General features: G+C 58.1%; 15 protein-coding genes. 7 read left to right on the forward strand and 8 right to left on the reverse strand.

Annotation, left to right across the window (positions count from 1 at the left end):
• Window position 1 precedes the first annotated feature (1 nt).
• Window positions 2-547, reverse strand: coding sequence for a GNAT family N-acetyltransferase (locus tag RBI05_RS07975; RefSeq protein ID WP_310550700.1), 546 nt, complete (start codon window positions 545-547; stop codon window positions 2-4).
• 29 nt (window positions 548-576) lie between these two features.
• The gene (rfbB, locus tag RBI05_RS07980; RefSeq protein ID WP_310550701.1) at window positions 577-1587 is read right to left on the reverse strand and encodes a dTDP-glucose 4,6-dehydratase; all 1011 of its coding nucleotides are present in this window, start codon (window positions 1585-1587) and stop codon (window positions 577-579) included.
• 320 nt (window positions 1588-1907) lie between these two features.
• On the opposite strand from rfbB, the gene RBI05_RS07985 reads away from it, so the two are divergent.
• Complete coding sequence (locus RBI05_RS07985) at window positions 1908-4559, forward strand: O-antigen ligase family protein (protein ID WP_310550702.1); 2652 nt, start codon at window positions 1908-1910, stop codon at window positions 4557-4559.
• A gap of 154 nt (window positions 4560-4713) precedes the next feature.
• Here RBI05_RS07985 and RBI05_RS07990 read toward each other — a convergent pair whose 3' ends face one another.
• The 3 genes from RBI05_RS07990 to RBI05_RS08000 form a co-directional block, all read right to left on the reverse strand.
• Window positions 4714-5880: a glycerol dehydrogenase gene (locus RBI05_RS07990; RefSeq protein ID WP_310550703.1), complete on the reverse strand. Its 1167-nt coding sequence runs from the start codon at window positions 5878-5880 to the stop codon at window positions 4714-4716.
• 97 nt (window positions 5881-5977) lie between these two features.
• Complete coding sequence (gene galU, locus RBI05_RS07995; protein WP_150459763.1) at window positions 5978-6868, reverse strand: UTP--glucose-1-phosphate uridylyltransferase GalU; 891 nt, start codon at window positions 6866-6868, stop codon at window positions 5978-5980.
• A gap of 179 nt (window positions 6869-7047) precedes the next feature.
• Window positions 7048-9603 carry a U32 family peptidase gene (locus RBI05_RS08000; protein WP_310550704.1) on the reverse strand — a complete coding sequence of 852 codons (2556 nt, stop codon included), beginning with the start codon at window positions 9601-9603 and terminating at the stop codon, window positions 7048-7050.
• 231 nt (window positions 9604-9834) lie between these two features.
• Between RBI05_RS08000 and rfbA the strand changes: the two genes are divergently transcribed.
• The gene (gene rfbA / locus RBI05_RS08005; protein WP_150459765.1) at window positions 9835-10713 is read left to right on the forward strand and encodes a glucose-1-phosphate thymidylyltransferase RfbA; all 879 of its coding nucleotides are present in this window, start codon (window positions 9835-9837) and stop codon (window positions 10711-10713) included.
• Between the two features lie 37 nt (window positions 10714-10750).
• A complete protein-coding gene (gene rfbC / locus RBI05_RS08010; RefSeq protein ID WP_310550705.1) occupies window positions 10751-11308 on the forward strand; it encodes a dTDP-4-dehydrorhamnose 3,5-epimerase in 558 nt (185 codons plus the stop codon).
• 188 nt (window positions 11309-11496) lie between these two features.
• On the opposite strand, the gene uvrA is transcribed toward rfbC, so the two are convergent.
• A complete protein-coding gene (gene uvrA / locus RBI05_RS08015) occupies window positions 11497-14358 on the reverse strand; it encodes an excinuclease ABC subunit UvrA (protein ID WP_310550706.1) in 2862 nt (953 codons plus the stop codon).
• A gap of 42 nt (window positions 14359-14400) precedes the next feature.
• The gene (gene uvrB, locus RBI05_RS08020) at window positions 14401-16392 is read right to left on the reverse strand and encodes an excinuclease ABC subunit UvrB (RefSeq protein WP_310550707.1); all 1992 of its coding nucleotides are present in this window, start codon (window positions 16390-16392) and stop codon (window positions 14401-14403) included.
• 213 nt (window positions 16393-16605) lie between these two features.
• Here uvrB and RBI05_RS08025 point away from each other — a divergent pair, with 213 nt between their 5' ends.
• Both RBI05_RS08025 and RBI05_RS08030 read left to right on the forward strand, forming a co-directional pair.
• Window positions 16606-17388 carry a flagellar motor protein gene (locus RBI05_RS08025; RefSeq protein ID WP_150459416.1) on the forward strand — a complete coding sequence of 261 codons (783 nt, stop codon included), beginning with the start codon at window positions 16606-16608 and terminating at the stop codon, window positions 17386-17388.
• Window positions 17385-18275: a flagellar motor protein MotB gene (locus RBI05_RS08030; protein ID WP_408638317.1), complete on the forward strand. Its 891-nt coding sequence runs from the start codon at window positions 17385-17387 to the stop codon at window positions 18273-18275. The genes RBI05_RS08025 and RBI05_RS08030 overlap by 4 nt, the downstream gene beginning before the upstream one ends.
• Window positions 18276-18389: 114 nt before the next feature.
• On the opposite strand, the gene RBI05_RS08035 is transcribed toward RBI05_RS08030, so the two are convergent.
• Entirely contained in the window at window positions 18390-19193 is an 804-nt protein-coding gene (locus RBI05_RS08035; RefSeq protein ID WP_310550708.1) for a GT-D fold domain-containing glycosyltransferase, read from the reverse strand.
• A gap of 271 nt (window positions 19194-19464) precedes the next feature.
• Between RBI05_RS08035 and RBI05_RS08040 the strand changes: the two genes are divergently transcribed.
• Window positions 19465-20166, forward strand: a complete 702-nt coding sequence (locus RBI05_RS08040) for a glycosyltransferase (RefSeq protein ID WP_310550709.1) — start codon at window positions 19465-19467, stop codon at window positions 20164-20166.
• Window positions 20159-21169 (forward strand): polysaccharide biosynthesis protein, encoded by a 1011-nt coding sequence (locus RBI05_RS08045; RefSeq protein ID WP_310550710.1) that lies wholly within the window; start codon window positions 20159-20161, stop codon window positions 21167-21169. The genes RBI05_RS08040 and RBI05_RS08045 overlap by 8 nt, the downstream gene beginning before the upstream one ends.
• The last annotated feature ends 30 nt before the right edge of the window (window positions 21170-21199 follow it).

Consider the following 21199-nt stretch of genomic DNA (forward strand, 5'->3'; position numbering starts at 1 on the left):
ACTAACTCCTCCTTGCAAGCAAAGCGATAATTTTCTCCCTTTGTTTAAAGTAGTTCTCTTTCTCGAGCCAATATTGAGCTGCCTTCCAACCATTCATCTCAACAATTTGTTGTAACTGCGCACCAAAACGTTTCCAGAAGCTAATTATTTTAGAGTTTCTTTCATCATTATTAAATAAAACAGTACCCACACCAAGATCGTTAAAAGCAAAATCCAGAATAAGCAAGGCAGCCTCCACATTCTCCAGTGCATTTCCGTAAGAAATATACCTTCCAAACTCTGCCTGACTCTGTTTTTTGTCTATATCATAGAGAGAAGCAGTACCAAGACGTTTTCCTTCTTTATTAAGGATTATATAAAAGAAGGAATCCGGACGTTTTCGCTCGTTAAGAATCCAATTAATCTGGCCATTGAGCGACCCTTGCACTTTGGGGATAAATTGGGTGAGCGTCGGATCATTACGTATATCTAAAGAAAACTGGGCATCGTTCTCATCCGCACATTTTAATTCCACCAGTTCTCCACGAATTTCTTCCATGCAAGCCATTATATCAGAACTCCCTCCCAATCGGTCTGTTAGCTTCCGCTGAACTTTTTATTATATAGTTTATACTCATCATTTAAAATGAGCTGCCACCAATCCGAATTCCGCTTATACCACTCAATCGTTTTACGCAGGCCTACTTCGAAGGAAGTCTCCGGATACCAGCCCAAATGGCTTTTTATTTTATCCGGGTCTATTGCGTATCTTCTGTCATGCCCTGCTCGATCCTCAACAAATTGAATTTGCCCAGCACCAAGCTCTGAAATAATGGTTTGAACGACTTCAAGATTCGTTCTTTCATTGTGTCCACCGACATTGTAGACTTCTCCCACTTTACCCTTATGTATTATTAGATCAATAGCACTGCAGTGGTCTTCAACGTAAAGCCAATCCCTAACATTTTTACCGTCCCCGTATACCGGAAGCTTCTTCCCTGTCAGAGCATTCACAACCATAAGTGGAATCAGCTTTTCAGGAAAATGGTAAGGCCCATAATTATTTGAGCAGCGCGATATTGTGACAGGTAAATCATAGGTTCGATGATACGCTTGAACTAACAAGTCAGCTCCTGCTTTGGATGCCGAGTAAGGTGATGATGCATGCAACGGAGTGGACTCTGTAAAAAATAAATCAGGTCTGTCTAATGGTAGATCTCCATAGACCTCATCCGTTGACACCTGGTGGAAACGTTCTACTTGGTACTTACGGGAGGCGTCAAGTAATACTTGGGTTCCTACCACATTTGTTTTTATAAATGCTCCAGGATCTAGAATAGAGCGATCAACATGGCTTTCTGCTGCGAAGTTAACTACAATTTGAGGCCGGACCTCTGCAAAAATGCGGTTTATCTGTTCCTGTTCAGCTATATCTGCTTTAATAAAAGAAAAATTCTTATTGTTTAAAGGCTGATTCAGCGTATACATATTCCCTGCATATGTAAGTAAATCAACACAGATTATTTTATAGTTTGGATACTTTTTTAGCATGTAATGAACAAAGTTTCCTCCAATAAATCCTGCTCCGCCAGTAATCAATATGTTCATGGTTAGCTCCTCGTTGGATATTCAAGACTTGTCTCTAGAACACTTGTCTCTGAAATTAATAATCGAACTTTCATGATTATACAACCAAACGCTCAATGGTACGATCCCCGGATTCCTTTGCATAATGATTAATAGTCTGGTCCATGTCCGTCAACTTATGCTAAAATATCCTCGTATCTACAGGAAAAGGAGATTATAAAGTGTCGAATCCAGTATACGGTAAAAAGGCGGCCCCGTCGAGAAATGCGGAAAAGTTGTCGGGCGCGCTGTGGACATTGGTTGTTGGCTTTATTGTATTTTTGGTATGGACTCCGTTTCAAGTGGCATTATTTAACGGACAGCAGATCGACTTCGAGAAACCGATCTATATCGCGGTTCTGCTCGGCTGCCTGCTGCTGATCGGCTGGATCGGAATCTTCTTCACGAAGTTCCGCCTGAACGATGAACGCGACCTGCTCGCGGTGCTGGTACTGCTGCTTCCGCTGACTTATTTGCTGTCGATGTTTGCAGCCGCGTCCCACTATATGGCGGTCAATCTGCTGCTGATTCAGTCGATGTATGCGGCGGTATTTATCGTATCGCTCTACCTCCTTCGACACAAACAAATCAATGTTACCATACAAAACGCGGTATTGACAGTTGCTTACGTCCTTGTCTGGTTCGGCATGCTGAACTGGCTTGGAGCCTGGAACGTAGCCGGGGGCATGGTCGGCTGGTTCTCCGACACGGTCAAAGGCGGACGCTATCTGGACGCTGTAATGACGGATGCGAACGGCCTTCGGCTGACCGCGGTATTCCAATACGCCAATACATATGCAGCCTTTTTGATGGCTTTTCTGTTCGTCGCCATCTTCGCTCTGATTCGTTCCCGCCGCTGGTACGGCACGCTGACGCACGCCTTCATGCTTGTGCCGATCATCGTCTCCCTGCTGCTGACGCTGTCGCGCGGCGGTCTCGTCATGCTTCCGGTTGTCTTTGTTCTGCTGCTGCTGTTCCTGAAGCCGGCCCGGCAGATTCTCTGGATTCTGCATCTCGGAATTGCCGGCATTGTATCTCTTGCTATAACCAGCCCGGTAACAAATATCGGGGAACGGCTGAGCAAGGTTCCGGACGCGGGTGCCGCCTTCCGGGGCTGGTGCTGGCTGGTGATCGGGTCGGCAGCAGCTGCGGCGCTTAGCTGGGTTATCCAGAAATACTTGGCTCCCTGGCTGGACGGGAAGCTGGAAGGCTGGACCAAGCGCAGGCTGAGCGGCCTGTGGCTGCCGATCGGCTCCACTGTGCTCGTAGGCCTCGTCGCCTTCCTGCTGATCGGAACCGGTCTGCGCAGCATTCTGCCGGCCAACGTGGAGACCCGGCTGGAGAACATCAACTTCAAGCAGCACAGCGTGCTGGAGCGGATTACATTTTACAAGGATGCCCTGAAGGTGGTTAAGGATCACCCGGTTATCGGTACCGGCGGCGGAGGCTGGGCTTCGCTGTACGAAGAGTACCAGAACAATCCGTACGTCAGCCGCCAGGCGCACAACTTCTTCCTGCAGTATCTTATCGAAGTCGGCATTGTGGGCTTCCTCGTATTCATGGGCTTCATTCTGTATATCTTTTATAAATACATTCGCGGTTACATCAAGAACCGGAACGAGCTGGATGATTATTCGAACGGTTTCTTCTATCTCATTCTCACGCTGTCAATCCTGCTTCACAGCACGCTCGACTTCAATCTCAGCTATGGCTTCATGGGCATCCTGGTGTTCCTGGGTCTGGCAGGCATGGCAGATGCCATGGACAGCCGGGAAGTGAAGCCTGCGCTGAAGGGCAACGGTATCCGTTACGGCTACCTGGCCGTGCTGACTGTCGCCGCTGTGACGGTCCTCACCGTATCGGGCCGTTCGCTCAGCTCCAATGCGTCGACAGTAGAAGCCAAAGGGCTCGTCCGGTACAGCACTTCCTATGAGGAGATTGCTTCTCCCCTGCAGAAGGCGCTGAAGCTCCGCCCGACCCATCCGGAATCGGTCCTTCTCCTCTCTGCGCTGGATCAACAGATCTATAAGCAGACCGGACAGGAGGAGTTCGCCGAGAAAGCTCACGCACTGCTGGCCAAGACTTTGAAGAAAGAGCCGAGCAACAAACAGCTTCTGAATCAGCTGGTGAATCTGTATGATCTGAAGAAAGAGCCGGAACTGGCCTATAAGGTTCTGCTGGATAACAGCTACCGGTTCAAGTGGGACATTAACTGGTATGAACAGCTCATCAGCCGCGCCTCTGCGCTTGGCAGCGAGGCCCGCGCGAAGAAGGACAGCGCCAAGGAACAAACCTACTTCCAGGACGCTCTGACCGCTTACGATCAGGTGGAAGCCGGCATCGCCCATATCAAAACGCTGCCGAAGGAACAGCTGCAGGGGCGCCCGTTCGATGTTACTCCGCTGATTGGCATGAGCATCAGCAGAATCAAGGAGCTGTCCGGCGACAGTGCCGGAGCCGCAGAGCTGCTGCAGACCGGCTTCACCGGCAGCTACGCGGATCTGGCGTCCCAGCCTGAGCCTTGGTCTCCGGACTGGTACAGCGCTGTGGCCGCCCGGGCGTTGGAACTCGGGCAGGCCTCCCGCGCGCAGATCGGCGACGGGATCAACGACGACGCGGAAGAAGCCACGATGGAAGCTAACTTCGGCATTGGCCTTCAAGCTTACGGCTACGCGCTCAACGATGCCGGCGGCAAGGAATCCGAGCTTCCCGCTTCCCTTGCGCTCGCGGCCGGAAAGATCCAGCTTCTCTCCGGCGACTTCCAGGAAGCGATCAATACCTTCAAAGGCAAGCTTGGCGAAGATTACAGCGACGCTGTCAATCGGGAACTCGCCCGCTGGTATTTGGGGGCGCTGAAGAAAGCGAACCAGATGCAGGATCAGGACGTGTATAACAAGCTCATCGCGGCCGATCCGAATGAAGCGGCCCAGATTGATGATGTAGTTAAGATGTGAGCTGATCCAGTATAAGCTGCACGGTGCAAGCTGTACGATTCAAACTGAAACGCAATAGCAAAAGGCTGTATGTCCTCCCACGGGACATACAGCCTTTTGGTTATGAGGAATGGTTAATCGTCCGTTTCGGCCCAGAGAGCAAGGCAGCCGCGATTCAGGAGAGTGCGTCCTGCCCGCCAAGACGGTCAGCTGCCAGCATGGCGCTCAGCACCTTATCCGGGGTCACAGCAAAAGGCATATGTGCCATCGGAGAGCCGGACGCACAGCTGGCCTCGGCAGCAAGAGCCAGCCGGTCCGGCCGGTCGGCGCTGAGGCCGAGCTCGCGCAGGGTAACCGGAAGCCCTACCTTCCGGCAAAACGCCTGAATCTGCCGGATCTCCGCTTCCGGCGCTTCCTCCAGGCAGAGCTGAACGGCCGTGGCGTAGGCTACTTTTTCCCCGTGCATAACGCTTCCCGTCTCTTCCAGAACGGTCAGCCCGTTGTGGACGGCATGAGCCGCAGCCAGGCCCCCGCTCTCGAACCCGATGCCGCTCATATAGATATTCGCCTCAATGATATGCTCCACCGCATCCGTCAGACGACCCGCCCGTGCGTCGCAGAAAGCTTGCTCTCCGTATCCCAGCACGGTGCGCAGGCACCCCTCGGCGAGCAGATAGGCGGACAAGGAGGGTGCCGTTCTCTCTGGCGCGGCGGGTCCATCTCCCGCCTCCGGCCCGGTATCCGGTCCCGTAAGTCTCGACGCTGCTGCGGTCTGCTCCGCGGAGCGCCGGCAAGCCCGCGCCTCGTAGAACGTGGACAGCGCATCGCCCATGCCGGCAGCCAGCATTCGCGCAGGGGCCTGGACAATGAACTCCGAGTCGGCCAGCACGATATCCGGACTGCGGTCCAGCTCCAAGTAACGGTCCAGTTCGCCGTTCTCCTGATACAGCACCGAGAGGGCGCTGCACGGCGCGTCGGTGGAGGCGGCGGTCGGCGCCACAATCAGCGGACATCCGGTAAAATGGGCGGCTGCCTTGGCCGCATCCAGCGTTTTGCCGCCCCCGATTCCAACCAGTAAGGTCCGCCCGTCCCGAATGCCCAGCCGTCCGGCGTATTCTTTCACTCTCGCTTCGGTGCATTCTCCCCGGTAAGCCTCCACCTGGACCGGCAGGCCGCCGTTCTTAAAGAGTTCCTCCAGCCGTTCTCCGTGCCGCTCCCAAATGAACCCGTCCACCAGCACAGCCGCCCGTGCGCCGCCCAATTGAGTGCAGAGACCGGGCAGCCGGTCCATGACACCGGGTCCTTGGATATAACGGGACGGCGATTTCAGTAAATAGGCCATGTTCTCTATCCGCTCCTTCATAAAAAGCCTCTGCCGCCGTCCATGCAGGCGGGGCAGAGGCCGATTCTCCGGTGATCCCCGCGTTCCATTCCCGGAACTAGCGGGTTGTCGTCTGCGGAGACTCGCTCTCCGAGACGATGGTTCTCAAATACTGAAGCAGGTCTTCCCGCAGTTCTTCATGCTGCAGGGCATAATGAATAGTCGTCTGGATGAAGCCCATCTTCTCGCCGACGTCATGGCGCTTGCCTTCAAAATGGTAAGCAATGATGCGCTCCACTTCGCTCAGCCGGGCAATGGCGTCGGTTAGCTGAATTTCGCCGCCGACTCCGACCTGCTGCTCCTCCAGCATGTCAAAGATGCGCGGCGTCAGAATGTAACGGCCGAGAATCGCAAGATTGGAAGGCGCGTTCTCCTTAGGCTTCTCCACCAGGCGATTGGCTTTGAATACACGGTCAGCCAGCTCCGTCCCGTCTACGACGCCATAGCGGTGCACTTCTTCCCAAGGGACGGGCTGTACGCCGACCACGGAAGATTTGTATTGATCGTAGATGTCGATCATCTGCTTCAGGCAGGGCTTGTCCGCCTCGACGATGTCGTCCCCCAGGAGCACGGCAAACGGCTCGTTGCCGATGAACTTGCGGGCACACCAGATGGCGTGGCCCAGTCCCTTGGGCTCTTTTTGCCGGATATAATGAATGTCGGCCATCTCGGAGGACTTGCGGACCGAGTCGAGCAGCTCCCACTTCTGCTTCTCCGCCAGGTTGAACTCAAGCTCGAACGAATTGTCAAAATGGTCTTCGATCGCCCGCTTGCCTTTGCCGGTTACGATAATGATGTCCTCAATGCCGGAGGCCACGGCTTCCTCCACGATATATTGAATCGTCGGCTTGTCCACGATCGGCAGCATTTCCTTCGGCATCGCCTTGGTCGCGGGCAGAAAGCGGGTACCCAGCCCGGCGGCCGGGATAATCGCTTTGCGGATCTTCAATGAAATCAGCTCCTTGGGGTCGTTTCGTCGCAAGCGACGAGTCGTGCTTTTTAAAGAACATATGAGTTGCTACTATTATAGCAGTTCTAAGAGGAATTGGGCAAAAGTCGGAATAAAAGAAGAACGCTCCGTCGGATCGACAGGGCGTTCTCTATAAAGAATGAGCTGCACTACACCAGCTATTTTACCAGCTGCCCCCGCGTTACGCCGAGCTGGTTGGTGGCCTTGAGTGTCCTCCAGACGCTGGTACCGGAAATTTCGCCCCGCAGAGCCTGGTTGTACAGATCCAGCACCTGAATGACCTGCTCCGGAGTCTCTTCCAGAAACTCTACGCGGAACGAAGCCACGCCCAGGCTCTGGAAATGGCTCAGGTACTCGGCGCCGGACTGCTCGATTGCATTGTACACCGTGTTGCGGCAGCCTTCATCGACCCGTACGGGGTGGCTCATGCCAATCCGGTCTTGAAGCGAAGCCCGCCCCGATTCGCACGGCCGGCCGCAGTTCGTATAATCCGTGCCTTCGCTAAGGAAGGTGCAGTACACGCAGTGTTCGGTATGGAACATCGGCAGATGCTGGTGAATGACAACCTCCGTCCGCGACGTATCGCTGCGCTCGAGGAGGTCGACCATCTGCTGGATGTTGAGATCATACGACGGCGTGATCCGGTCGCAGCCGGCCTCCAGGAATACCTTGGCCGCCTTGTGGTTCGCGATATTCAGGGAGAAATCGCCGATCAGCTGCGGATGGACGGCATTCGGCTCCTCTTGACGGCGGCGCAAGTAATAATACAGCGCGCCGGTATTGCGCACCAGCACAGCATCCGGCTGAAGGCGCAGGATGTTGGCGTGATAGCCGTTCTCGCCGGGCATGTGAATGCGCGGCGTCGCCAGCGCAATCTTCGCGCCCGCAGCTCTGACGGCTTCGACCGCTGCCGGGAACTGCTTGATGAACTCGAAGTCGGCGTAGATGAAGCCGACGCCCGCTTCCAGCGCAGCCTGCACCTGCGGCAGGCTGCGGCACAGCGCGGTGAGCGAAGCGCCGCGCGGCGCTTCGCCGGCCGGCCCCGCCCAGGCGGCAGGCCGGGCGCCTGCGGCGGCGGACCCTTGCGGGTACGCGTCGCCGTAAGGGTCAACCGCCCGTTTCACGTAGACGGGCGGTTTCGGGCGCTCGCCGGCCAGCAGCTCGACGGCGCGGCGGCGAATGCCGTTCAGCTCGCGCATCGGCACAATGACGTCGCCTTCCAGGAGGGCGTCGAGCCGGTCGAGCTGGAACAGCGTGCCGCCGAGGCGGCCGAACTGCTCCTCTAAGAGCGCTGCGTCCATCGGACGCTTGAGCGCAGGCTCCAGCGGCAGCTCGGAGTCGACGCGGACGGTGACGCCTTTATGAAGGTCCGTCCACCAGGTCGCCAGCGGTTCGCCCGCGCGTCCCGATGCCTTGACCTGCACCGGGAAGACCCGGTACGGCTTCTCGGTCTCGTACGTCTGCCGCAGGCTGCGGTCAAGCGCCGGATCATTCGTCTTCCAGATGCGGTCCCCGACATGAAGACGGCGCAGGTCGACGTCGCTGCGTCCCGGCACAATGTCGATCACCCAGCCTTCGCCCGCTTCGCCTTCCAGCTTCACACCCTTGCGGCGCAGGTCGTAGACGCGCCCGCCCTCTTCTTTCTTCGTCGGGTCGCCCGCATCGAACACGATGCCGTCGCCGCGCTTGAGCGGGGCATTCAGGCGGCATACCACGCCGTCGCGGAGGATCTGCTCCACGGTCCCGAGGTAGACGCCGCGGCTCTTCGGGAACGTACCGTCCACGAGCTTCTTGTTGTTGGTGCCTTCGAGGAAGCCGTGGGTGAAGCCGCGCGAGAAGCTCTGCTGCAGCTCCCGCATTTCTTCCGCCGAGGGCTGCGCCCATTTGCCGTCAAAATACCCGTCAATCGCCTTCCGGTACTTGCCGACGACATTGGCCACATATTCCGGACTCTTCAACCGCCCTTCAATCTTGAAGGACGTTACCCCCGCTTCGATCAGCTCGGGCATGATGTCGATGGCCGCCAGATCCTTCGGCGACAGCAGGTAGGCGACGTCGCCCATCGGCTGCGGCACGCCGTCCACGAGCAGATCATACGGCAGCCGGCAGGCCTGCGCACACTCGCCCCGGTTGGCCGAACGGCCGCCCCACATCTCCGACGTCAGGCATTGACCCGAGTACGAGACGCAGAGAGCGCCATGCACGAATACTTCCATCGGCAGACGGGCCTGTTCTCCGATCTTCCGAATCTGCTTCAGATTGTTCTCCCGGCCGAGCACCACGCGCTCCATACCGAACGGCTTCGTGAATTCCACCGCCTCCGGCGAGGTAATCGTCATCTGGGTCGAACCGTGAATCGGGAAGTCCGGCGAAATCTCGCGGATCATCTGCACGAGGCCCAAATCCTGAACGATAACCGCATCCACACCCGCGTCCACACAGGCATCGATCAGCTCCTTGGCATCCTCCAGCTCATTTTCGAACACCAGAATATTGAATGTCAGAAAGCCTTTCACGCCGTAGCTGTGCAGGAAAGCCATAATCTCCGGCAGCTCTTCCATTCTGAAGTTGTTCGCCCGCGCCCGGGCATTGAATTTCTCCACGCCGAAAAAAACCGCATCCGCCCCGTTCGCGACGGCTGCCCGCATGCAGTCCCAATCGCCGGCCGGAGCCAGCAGCTCGACGTCTTCCCTGCGTATTTCCCGCTCTGTCATCTATGAGAATCCTCCCTAGGATAGCTTCTATCATTAAAATTCTTGACTACCAGACGATTAACCCATCAATTATAGCAGAGCGGCGTGAAGCTTGCCAGAATAAATGAAAGCTCCCTCCAAATTCCATATCAAATAGACAAAGCCCGAACCGAGAGCGTAAAATATAATCGATGACTGGAGTTCGCTGTCATTGCATCCATTACATAGACACAGGGAGAGCTGAATATAACAATGAAAGGCATTATTCTGGCCGGCGGAAGCGGTACACGCCTTTACCCGCTGACGATGGTAACGAGCAAACAGCTGCTGCCGGTCTACGACAAGCCGATGATCTATTATCCGCTGTCCACCCTTATGCTTGCCGGTATCCAGGAAATTCTGATTATCTCTACGCCCGAGGACACGCCCCGCTTCGAGAATCTGCTCGGGGACGGTTCCCAGTTCGGTCTTTCGCTTCAGTATAAGGTGCAGCCGAGCCCGGACGGTCTGGCCCAAGCGTTCATTCTGGGCGAATCCTTCATCGGCGAAGATTCCGTCGCCATGGTGCTGGGCGACAACATCTACTACGGCAACGGAATGACGCAGATTCTGAAGCGGGCCGCCGAGAAGAAGCAGGGAGCTACCGTGTTCGGGTATCATGTACCCGATCCGGAACGTTTCGGAGTCATTGAATTCGACGAAGAGGGCAAAGTCCTGAGCATTGAAGAGAAGCCGGCTGTGCCCAAATCCAATTACGCGATTACCGGACTGTATTTCTACGACAACCGGGTCGTCTCCATGGCCAAGAACGTTCAACCATCGCAGCGCGGCGAACTGGAGATTACTTCGATCAACGAAGCCTATCTGGCGCTTGGCGAGCTGGACGTCGAAGTGCTGGGCCGCGGCTTCACCTGGCTCGATACGGGAACGCACCAAAGCCTGGTGGACGCCACCAATTTTGTCCGCACCATCGAGGATCATCAGGGCATCAAGATTGCCGCCCCCGAAGAAATTGCCTACATCAACGGCTGGATCACTAGGGACCATCTGATGGAATGCGGACGCAAGCTGAGCAAGACGGGATATGGACAATATCTCATGAAAGTCGCTACCGGCAAAATACAGTATTAAACGCACACCCTATTCTTAATCTACCGGAGGGATTTCAATGAAATTTACCGCGACGCCCCTGGAGGGAGTGCTGGTTGTAGAACCGGCGGTCTTCGGCGATCATCGGGGCTGGTTCATGGAGACTTACAGCGAGGCCAAGTTCAAGGAGCAGGGACTGAATCTGACGTTCGTACAGGATAACCAATCTTATTCGGCCGTCAAAGGGACGCTCCGGGGCCTGCATTTTCAGCTCGAACCCAAAGCGCAGACCAAGCTGGTCCGGTGTACGCGCGGCTCCATCTATGATGTAGCCGTGGATATCCGACAGGGCAGCCCGACTTACGGGAAGTGGTTCGGCATTGAACTGACGGCCGAGAACAAGAAGCAGCTGCTCATCCCGAAGGGCTTTGCTCACGGCTTCATGACGCTGACCGAAGACGTCGAGGTCCAGTATAAATGCGATGAACTGTACGCGCCCGACTGCGACGGCGGCATTCGCTGGAACGACCCCGATATCGGAGTAGAGTGGCCGCTTGAGATTACACCGGTGCTCTCGCCCAAGGATGAGACGGCGCCGCTGCTGAAAGACGCCACCCTGAATTTCCTTTATCGCTAATACCTTTCAAAACTAAACAACCTCCGTCATCCGGCACTTCCGGATGACGGAGGTTGTTTGGCTCGAGGAGGATTCTCTGCGCGGACAGGCCCAGCCGATCATGACTACTGCGGCCCCGGCACGGAGCGGCCGAGAGTCCCCGGAGATTGTCCGGGAACACTCCCACCTTGGCCTTGGCCTCAAAATCCTCAGCTCTGCGGCTGAAGCTCCTGCGTCCGCTTCGCATCCCGCAGCAATACAGGCTTCAAGTATTGGCCTGTATACGATTCGGGCACTTCAATAATCTGCTCCGGCGTTCCCTTGGCGATAACGGTACCGCCGCCGCTGCCGCCCTCCGGCCCCATGTCGATAATGTAGTCCGCCGTCTTGATGACATCCAGATTATGCTCGATTACGAGCACCGATTCGCCGGAGTCCACAAGACGGTGCAGCACATCCAGCAGCCGGCCGATATCGTCAACATGCAGACCCGTTGTCGGTTCATCGAGAATGTAGAGTGTCTTCCCGGTGCTCCGGCGGTACAGCTCCGAAGCCAGCTTGACGCGCTGCGCCTCGCCGCCCGAGAGCGTGGTTCCGGGCTGGCCCAGCTTGATGTAGCCCAATCCCACATCCAGCAGCGTCTTCATCTTGCGGTGAATGCGCGGAATGTTCTCGAAGAAGGACGTCGCATCCTCAACGGTCATCTCCAGCACATCGGCAATGTTCTTGCCTTTGTACTTGACCTCCAGCGTCTCCCGGTTATACCGTTTGCCCTTGCAGACTTCGCACGGAACATAGACATCCGGCAGGAAGTGCATCTCGATCTTGATGATGCCGTCGCCCTTGCAGGCCTCGCAGCGGCCGCCCTTGATATTGAAGCTGAAGCGTCCCTTCTGGAATCCGCGCAGCTTGGCATCATTGGTCTTGGAGAAGAGGTCACGGACATCGTCGAACACTCCCGTATAGGTCGCCGGATTGGACCGCGGAGTCCGGCCGATCGGCGACTGGTCGATGTCGATGACCTTGTCCAGCTGCTCCAGGCCCCGAATTTCCTTGTGGAGTCCAGGCCGCACCTTGTACGCGCCGTTCAGTTCGCGCGCCAGACTCTTGTAGAGAATCTCGTTGACGAGCGACGATTTGCCGGAGCCTGAGACGCCGGTAACGGCGGTGAAGATGCCCAGCGGAATCTTCACATCCACATTCTTCAGGTTGTTCTCCCTGGCGCCGCGCACCTCCAGCCACCGGCCTTCCGGCTTGCGCCGGGCGCTCGGAACCGGGATGAACCTGCGCCCGCTGAGATACTCTCCGGTCAGCGAATTAGAATCCTGCATAATCTCCTGCGGCGTCCCTTGAGCCATAACCCGCCCGCCGTGGATTCCCGCTCCCGGTCCAATGTCGATAATATAATCGGCGGCCAGCATCGTGTCTTCGTCGTGCTCCACCACGATCAGCGTGTTGCCGAGGTCCCGCATATGTCCGAGCGTTGAGATCAGCCGGTCGTTGTCGCGCTGATGCAGCCCGATGCTGGGCTCGTCCAGAATATAGAGCACGCCCATCAGGCTGGAACCAATCTGGGTCGCCAGCCGGATGCGCTGGGCCTCGCCGCCGGACAAAGTGCCCGCCGCCCGGCTGAGCGTCAAATAATTCAATCCTACATTGACGAGGAATCCGAGCCGGCTGTCGATCTCCTTCAGAATCAGATTCGCAATCGAGCGTTCTTTCTCGGTCAGTTCCATCTCGCGGAAGAAGCGCTGACCGTCCCCGATCGAGAAACCGGTCACATCGGCAATGCTCTTGCCGCTTACCGTAACCGCAAGAATCTCCCGCTTGAGCCGCTTGCCTTGGCAGACCGGGCACGGTTTGGCGCTCATAAATCCTTCGATGAATTCCCGGATACCTTCCGAAGCCGTATCGCGGTAGCGGCGCTCCAAATTGGGTATGACCCCCTCGAACGCCACCATAGCTTCCTTGCGCTGGCCAAAATCATTCTCGTAGCGGAACCGGATGCGCTCGCTGCCCGTTCCGTGCAGCAGCTTGTTCATATGCTCCTTCGAGAGCTGACTGACCGGCACATCGCGCGGAATATGAAAATGCTCGCAGACCGATTTCAGGAACTGCGGATAATAGTTCGACGTGCTTCCGGTCCAGGCCAGGAACGCGCCTTCCTCCACCGACTTGGTCTGATCGGGAATCAGCAGATCAGGGTCGACGACCATTTGCTGTCCCAGCCCGTCGCATTCCGGACAAGCCCCGAACGGACTGTTGAAGGAGAACATCCGGGGAGCCAGCTCCTCCATACTGAAGCCGCAGACCGGACAGGCAAAGTTCGAGCTGAAGAGCAGCTCCTCCTGGCCGATGATATCGACCAGAATTTTGCCCCCGGACAGCTTCAGCGCCGTCTCGATGGAGTCGGTCAGCCGGGATTCCACATCGCTCTTAACTACGATCCGGTCCACCACGACTTCAATGGTATGCTTCTTGTTCTTCTCCAGCTCAATATCCTCGGACAGATCGCGCAGTTCTCCGTCCACACGGACGCGAACAAAGCCCTGCTTGGAAATTTCGGAGAACAGGCTCTTATGCTCGCCCTTGCGGCCGGAGATAACCGGCGCCAGAATCTGCAGCCGGGTCTTCTCCGGGTACTGCATAATCCGGTCCACCATCTGCTCCACAGTCTGCGACGTGATCTCGATGCCGTGATCCGGACAGTGCGGACGCCCGATTCGGGCAAACAGCAGACGCAGATAGTCATAGATCTCGGTGACTGTTCCAACCGTTGACCGCGGGTTCCGGCTTGTCGTCTTCTGGTCGATGGAAATAGCCGGCGACAGGCCCTCGATGGAATCCACATCCGGCTTCTCCATCTGCCCCAGGAACTGGCGGGCATAGGCCGACAGCGACTCGACATAGCGCCGCTGCCCTTCCGCGTAGATGGTGTCGAAGGCCAGCGAAGACTTGCCCGAACCGCTCAGGCCGGTCAGTACAACGAACTTGTCGCGGGGAATGGTAATATCGATATTCTTGAGATTATGGGCTCTAGCGCCTTTGATAACAATACTCTCTTTCGCCAACGGACATCTCTCCTTATCAGTGGACAACGGGCCGGTCTTGAATTATTCCGCTCTCAGTTCCAGCAAGGCATCGCGCAGCTCGGCCGCCCGCTCGAACTGCAGGTTCTTGGCCGCTTCCTTCATCTCGGCTTCGAGGCGCTGCATCAGGCTCTGCCGCTCCTTCTTGCTCATCTTGCCGGCGGCATCGGTCAGGTAATCCGCCTTCGATTCCGCCGCCTTCGTCGCCTCGATGACTTCTAGGATTTTTTTGCGGATCGTCTGCGGGGTGATTCCATGCTGCTCGTTATAGGCAATCTGCAGCGAACGCCGGCGCTGGGTCTCCGTAATTGCTCTATCCATCGAATCGGTGATCGAATCGGCGTACATCAGCACCTTGCCCTCCGAGTTGCGGGCTGCCCGGCCGATCGTCTGGATCAGCGACCGTTCCGAACGCAGGAAGCCTTCCTTGTCGGCGTCCAGAATAGCGACGAGCGATACTTCGGGCAGATCCAGTCCTTCCCGCAGCAGATTGATGCCGACCAGGACATGGAAGGTCCCCAGACGAAGATCGCGCAGAATGGCAATCCGCTCCAGCGTCTTGATATCGGAGTGCAGATAGCGCACCTTGATGCCGATCTCCTTGAGATAGTCGGTCAGATCCTCCGCCATCTTCTTCGTCAGCGTCGTAATCAGCACGCGTTCGTCGCGCTCCAGGCGCTCGCGGATTTCGCCGATCAGATCGTCGATCTGTCCTTCCGTCGGCCGCACTTCGATCACAGGGTCGAGCAGACCCGTCGGCCGGATAATCTGCTCCACCATCGTGTCGCAGTGCTCCAGTTCATAGGGGCCCGGCGTAGCCGAGACATAGATGATCTGCTTGACCTTATCCTCGAATTCCTCGAAGCGCAGCGGCCGGTTGTCGAGGGCCGAAGGCAGGCGGAAGCCATGCTCCACCAGCACGGTCTTGCGCGCCTGGTCGCCGTTGTACATCGCGCGGATCTGCGGCAGGGTAACGTGGGATTCGTCGATGACAATCAGCATATCGTCCGGAAAATAATCCATCAGCGTATACGGCGTCGCGCCGCGTTCCCGGAAGGTCAGCGGGCCCGAGTAGTTCTCGATCCCGGAACAGAAGCCGACTTCCTTCATCATCTCGATGTCGTACCGGGTCCGTTGTTCCAGCCGCTGCGCTTCCAGCAGCTTGCCCGCTTCCCGCAGCTCGGCCAGGCGCTCTTCCAGCTCGCGCTCAATGTTGACCAGCGCGCGGCGCATGTTGTCCTCATGGGTAACGAAGTGGGAGGCCGGGAAGATGGCGACATGCTCCCGCTCCCCGATCAGTTCTCCGGTCAGCACATCGATCTCGGTTATCCGTTCGATCTCGTCGCCGAACAGCTCCACCCGGATCGCATGCTCACCCTGGGAAGCCGGGAAGATCTCGATGACGTCGCCCCGGACCCGGAAGGTGCCGCGGACAAAGTTGATGTCATTGCGTTGGTACTGGATATCGACAAGGCGGCCCAATATCTGGTTCCTCGGCTTCTCCATGCCCACGCGCAGCGACAGCAGCAGGCTTCCGTACTCCTGCGGCGAACCGAGACCGTAGATGCACGATACGCTCGCTACAATAATGACATCGCGCCGTTCGAACAGGGAGCTGGTCGCCGAGTGGCGGAGCTTGTCGATCTCTTCATTAATGCTGGAGTCTTTCTCGATGTAGGTATCCGAAGACGGGATATACGCCTCCGGCTGATAGTAATCGTAGTAGCTGACGAAGTAGTCAACCGAATTGTGCGGAAAAAACTCTTTGAACTCGCTGGCAAGCTGTGCCGCGAGCGTCTTGTTGTGCGCAATGACCAGCGTCGGCCGGTTTACCTTCGCTATGGTCTGGGCGATGGTGAAGGTCTTGCCTGTGCCGGTTGCTCCCAGCAATGTCTGGTGCCGCTTACCCTGGCGGATGCCCTCCACCAGCTTCTCTATCGCCTGGGGCTGGTCGCCCTGGGGTGTATACTCCGACTCCAGCTGAAAAGTCTTCGTACTGACGACAAGGTCGCTCATTTGCCCGTCTCCCCTCAAATCGACTAGAATAGATTCTAACTATATCAAACTTCAATTATATCCAGCGTTGTCCAACTTGCCTGTATTCATACCGTTCATTGAATAAGAATATTTGTTCCCATCCTCGTCATTATACATGTTCATTCAGCGTCGTGCAAACCGATTTTTCCGTTTCTTTCCTTACTATTCTGATGGACAAGGAGTCTCGATCTTATGGACATTACTTCGGTCATTGGTCTTATTATCGGCTTCGCCGCCCTGCTCGGCGGATTTCTCTGGGAAGGCGGCCGGCTCGCCGGTCTGCTGCAGCTCAATGCCGCCCTCATTGTATTCGGCGGCACGTTAGCGGCCGTTCTCGTCAGCTTCCCCGCCGCCAAGCTCCGGACCGTCGGCGCAGCTCTGAAGATGGCCTTCGGCCGCTCCTCTCTAGACCTGGAAGAACAGGCTGAAGAGATTGTCGCCCTGGCGGCCATTACCCGCCGCAGCGGCGTTCTTGCGCTGGAGCAGCGGGCGGATCAGCATCCCGACTCGTTCACCCGCGAGGGGCTCCAGCTTGTAGTGGACGGGACCGAGCCCGAGCAGGTCCGGGAAATTCTGGAGCTGGAGATGGACGCCGAAGAACTGAAGCATGACGGATACGCCCGTCTGTTCGAGGCTGCCGGCGGCTATGCCCCTACGATGGGCATTATCGGGACCGTGATGGGACTTATCCAGGTGCTCGGCGGTCTGACCGACCCGTCCAACCTTGGACCTTCCATTGCGGTTGCCTTCACCGCGACGCTCTACGGCGTGGCAAGCGCCAATCTGCTGTTCCTTCCGATTGCCTCGAAGATCAAGGCGCGTAGCCAGAGCCGGCTGCACGGCATGGAAATGCTCGTTGTGGGCATTCTCGCCATCCAGAACGGCGACCATCCCCAGCTCGTCCGGCGCAAGCTCGCCTCCTTTCTGACCGGAAGCGCCGCGGAAGACTTCGCTGAACGGCGGAGCCGGCCATGAGGCAGCGCGGGCGGAGACTGGACGGGCAGGCCGGAACGCGGCGGGGGAACCGGGGTGAAATGCGCGCCGGGCGGGGAGGCCGCGACCGTTGGATGGTCACCTACGCGGACCTTATCACGCTGCTGCTGATCTTCTTCCTCATCCTGTATGCCATGAGCAGCCTGGATGAACGCAAATACAGCAGCGTCGTCGCCTCGCTCCAGGATACCTTTCAGAATCCCGGAACCGGCGTGCTGGACGGCGGAGACGGCGTGCTGGAAGGCAAGCCGGGAGCCGGAGGCAGCGCTTCGGGCGCTCCCGCGGCCTCGGACGGACCGGGCGCTTCATCCGCTGCCGGTTCAGGCGGCGGAACGGGCGGCGGAGCCGCTGCCGGGGGCTCCGCTCCGCCGACGGAGCGGGAGCTGGCTTTTCGCAAGCAGGAAGAGAAGCTGGCCGAGCTTATGGGGGTTATTACCCAATATATCAACGCCAACAATCTGGGCGACGAGATCTTTGTGCAGGACAAGCCGCAGGGCATTGCCATTACGCTGAGCGACCGCTTCCTCTTCGACAGCGGCCAGGCCGAGCTTAAGAGCGGCGCTTATCCCGCGCTCCGCCAGTTGTCGGGCCTGTTCCGGGGTCTTGGAGCCATCGTCAGCATTGAAGGCCATACCGACAATACGCCGGTGATGGCTTCATCCCCTTACCGGGATAATTGGGAGCTGTCCGGCGCGCGGGCGCTGTCCGTGCTTCGCTTCTTTCTGGAGCGGGAAGGGCTGGACCCCGCAGGCTTTCAATACGCCGGATACGCCGACACCCGCCCGGCCGCCGACAACGGCACGCCGGCAGGGAAGCAGAAGAACCGCCGCGTCGAGATCATCGTGCTGCGGCAGCTGCAGGAGGAATAGAACGAGAAGCCGGGGCCAAGTCATCCCATCGACTTGGCCCCGGCTTCTTGGTATGAATATAACCGGGTCCAATAACCAATCAAGAACTCCCGGGGAGAGGGGCCACTCTCTTCCTCAATTCGGTTTGCCGTACAAAAGAATGCGGATCGCCTTCCCGAAGTCGATGGCCACCCTGCCCGTCCGCTCGGCCGTCTGCTGGGCGAGCACAACGGCATTAACGCCGCAGGAGAAGAGCGCAACGTCAAAGTCTTCGGCCGCAGCCTCGATGAAGGCCAGAGCCTCCTCCATTTGGGCATTGCCGGTGAATACATAGGTGCCGGCCACATCGAGCCCGTAGGGCTCCGCCGCCAGCAGCGCGCGCAGTTCCTCGGCCAGCGCGGTCACGATCAGCACCCTCCGGCCGCGCAGCAGCTCCCAGAACCGGGGCGTGACGGCCAGCTCGCGGTTGACGCAGGCATGGCAGGCGACGGGCGGGTTCAGGCGGTGATGGGCGAAGACACGGTCGGTCAGCGCTCTTTTCAGGTCGGCCGGCGCCTTGATCGTATCATCGTCCTCCGGCAGAATGCCGACCACATCCGCTCTTCGGACCGCTTCCGCCACCTCGTCCCGAAGCCGCAGATTGGGCAGCGTCAGCCCCTTCTGGCCCCGGTTCGCCTTCACGGCCCAGCGTTCTGCCAGCACCCGGCGGAGCGGCCACACCGTATCCTGGGCGAGCACCAGATTCTCTCCGTCCCCGATCCGCACCAGAGACAGCGGGGTCCTCTGCTCCAGCGCCTGTTCCAGCACATCCAGCACGTCCGCAAGCTCCAGATAGATTCCCGGCCCCTCCGTCTTCTTCTCTATTCCCGTTATTCGGGTCTCTATCTTGTTCTCTATCTCGGCCTCTATCTTCATCTCGGCCTCTATCCCGCTCTTCATCTCAGACTCCGATTCCGACCTTGGCCTCTGCTCTCCTTCCTTGTCCGCGCCTGGGCGCTCTCTTTCGCCCGGTTCCTGACCGGGCACGGTCCACGGCTTCAATGCGCATCCCTCCCTTTTGTCGTCTCCCTATTCTATGAAAGACCCTTCGGGCATTCGTGTGCGGCTGCTCATTTCGGCGCCTTCTTTCTGCTTCGCGTGCATTCGTACATGCCGAATCTCTCAACTCTTCATATGCTGGCTGTGATCCTACTGAAAGCGAGGGATGCGCATGAGGCGCCGAGTTGTCGTTGAGATCAATTTCAACAATTACGGCATGAATCCGAACCGGCTGACGCGCGAGTGGATTGCGGAGCGGGTCGGAATATTCAGGAGGTTCACGCTGAAGAGTCTGCTGGCCCAGGAGGAGCAGGAATTTCTGGTGACCGGCAAGGTGGCCGCGGGCAGCGGAGAAGCCGTCCGTGCGGAGCTGGCCGCCACCGGAGGTCTGCCGGATTCCTTCCTGTTCGCCGAAACCCGGGAATGCGCCCGGCGCGTCGCCGCGTATGCCGCGGGGACCGACGAGCTGTTCATTGCGCGGCTGGATTCCGACGATCTCGTCCACAAGACGTATATCCGGCAGCTCTGCGAGTATGAACCGCAGCCCGGAACGGTCGCGCTCATCAACCAGAACGGGTATTTGTGGGACGCGGAAGAGGGAGCGATGGCCCCTATCTTCCATCCCTGCCCGCAGTTCTATGTATTTCTCTATTCGTCTTCCGACTATGCCGCCGGCCACCGCATTATCATTCCGGGCGGCGGACACGGCAATGTGCCGAAGCTTCCGCACGAGATTCTGACGCCGCGCAATTACGTCAATGTCGTGCATGGGGCCAACGTCTCGCGCAAGAAGGTTCCGGCCAAGGGCCGGCTGGCACCGGAGGAGATTCAGGCCGTGCTGGCCTCATTCATGGGAGGGGATGGATGTGTTTAGAGGGTCCACGATTCTGATTACAGGGGGGACAGGCTCCTGGGGGCAAAAGCTTGCGGCCGCGCTGCTGGAGCGGCAGCCTGCCGAAATTCGGATCTATTCCCGGGGCGAGAGCGCCCAGGTTGCAATGAACCGCGCCTTCGGCGGCGATCCCCGGTTGAAGTTCATCATCGGCGATGTCCGCGACGCCCAGGCGGTTCTGGACGCCTGCCGGGGCGTCCACTATGTCTTCCACCTGGCGGCGCTGAAGCATGTGCCGGTCTGCGAATTCCAGCCGCAGGAGACGCTTAAGACCAACGTGCTCGGCACGGAGAATGTCATCCGGGCCGCCATCGACTGCGGCGTCCGTAAGGTGATCGACGTCTCAACCGACAAGGCGGTCGATCCCGTCAACGTCTACGGCATGACGAAGGCGATCGGGGAGAAGCTGACCATCCGTGCGAACGGCTGGAGCCCCGGAACCCGGTTCGTCTGCATCCGCGGCGGCAACGTGCTCGGCACGAGCGGCAGCGTCGTGCCGCTGTTCCTGCGCCAGATCGCCGAGGGCAAGGAGCTGACGCTAACGGACGCCGGCATGACGCGGTTCTTCCTGACGCTGACCGAAGCGATCGGGCTGCTGCTGAAGGCGGCCGAGGCTTCGGTCGGCGGCGAGACCTTCGTCATGCGGATGAACGGCTGCCGGATCGCCGACCTCGCCGCCGTGCTCGCAGAGGCCTCCGCCGGAGACGGAGCGGCCGGGCTGCCGGTCCGCGAGACGGGCATACGCCCCGGCGAGAAGCTGCACGAGGTGCTGATCTCGCCCTATGAGGCGCCGTCGGCCCGGATCTATGACAGCCGTTATTTCGTCATCCTGCCCCCGTCGCCGGGCGAAGCCCTGACAGCCGCTTACGGCGGACTGCCGAAGGCCGGCTTCCCGCAGTACCGCTCGGACGGCCGGCTGATGAACCGTTCCGAAATCGCCGCCCTGCTGCGGGCCGAAGGATTCATCCGCCAGGCCCGGCGCTAGTCCTGAAGTAAACCGACAGGAGGTCTTCAA

Origin of the sequence: Paenibacillus glufosinatiresistens (genome assembly GCF_031470375.1) — a bacterium.
GTDB lineage: Bacteria > Bacillota > Bacilli > Paenibacillales > Paenibacillaceae > Paenibacillus_AQ > Paenibacillus_AQ glufosinatiresistens.

Coding starts and splice junctions, on each gene's coding strand:
- RBI05_RS08030 (WP_408638317.1), top strand. CDS start 17,385: ATGAGGCAGCGCGGGCGGAGACTGGACGGGCAGGCCGGAACGCGGCGG.
- RBI05_RS08025 (WP_150459416.1), top strand. CDS start 16,606: ATGGACATTACTTCGGTCATTGGTCTTATTATCGGCTTCGCCGCCCTG.
- RBI05_RS07990 (WP_310550703.1), bottom strand. CDS start 5,880: ATGGCCTATTTACTGAAATCGCCGTCCCGTTATATCCAAGGACCCGGT.
- RBI05_RS07975 (WP_310550700.1), bottom strand. CDS start 547: ATGGCTTGCATGGAAGAAATTCGTGGAGAACTGGTGGAATTAAAATGT.
- rfbB (WP_310550701.1), bottom strand. CDS start 1,587: ATGAACATATTGATTACTGGCGGAGCAGGATTTATTGGAGGAAACTTT.
- rfbC (WP_310550705.1), top strand. CDS start 10,751: ATGAAATTTACCGCGACGCCCCTGGAGGGAGTGCTGGTTGTAGAACCG.
- RBI05_RS08035 (WP_310550708.1), bottom strand. CDS start 19,193: ATGAAGAGCGGGATAGAGGCCGAGATGAAGATAGAGGCCGAGATAGAG.
- uvrB (WP_310550707.1), bottom strand. CDS start 16,392: ATGAGCGACCTTGTCGTCAGTACGAAGACTTTTCAGCTGGAGTCGGAG.
- RBI05_RS08040 (WP_310550709.1), top strand. CDS start 19,465: ATGAGGCGCCGAGTTGTCGTTGAGATCAATTTCAACAATTACGGCATG.
- RBI05_RS08000 (WP_310550704.1), bottom strand. CDS start 9,603: ATGACAGAGCGGGAAATACGCAGGGAAGACGTCGAGCTGCTGGCTCCG.
- rfbA (WP_150459765.1), top strand. CDS start 9,835: ATGAAAGGCATTATTCTGGCCGGCGGAAGCGGTACACGCCTTTACCCG.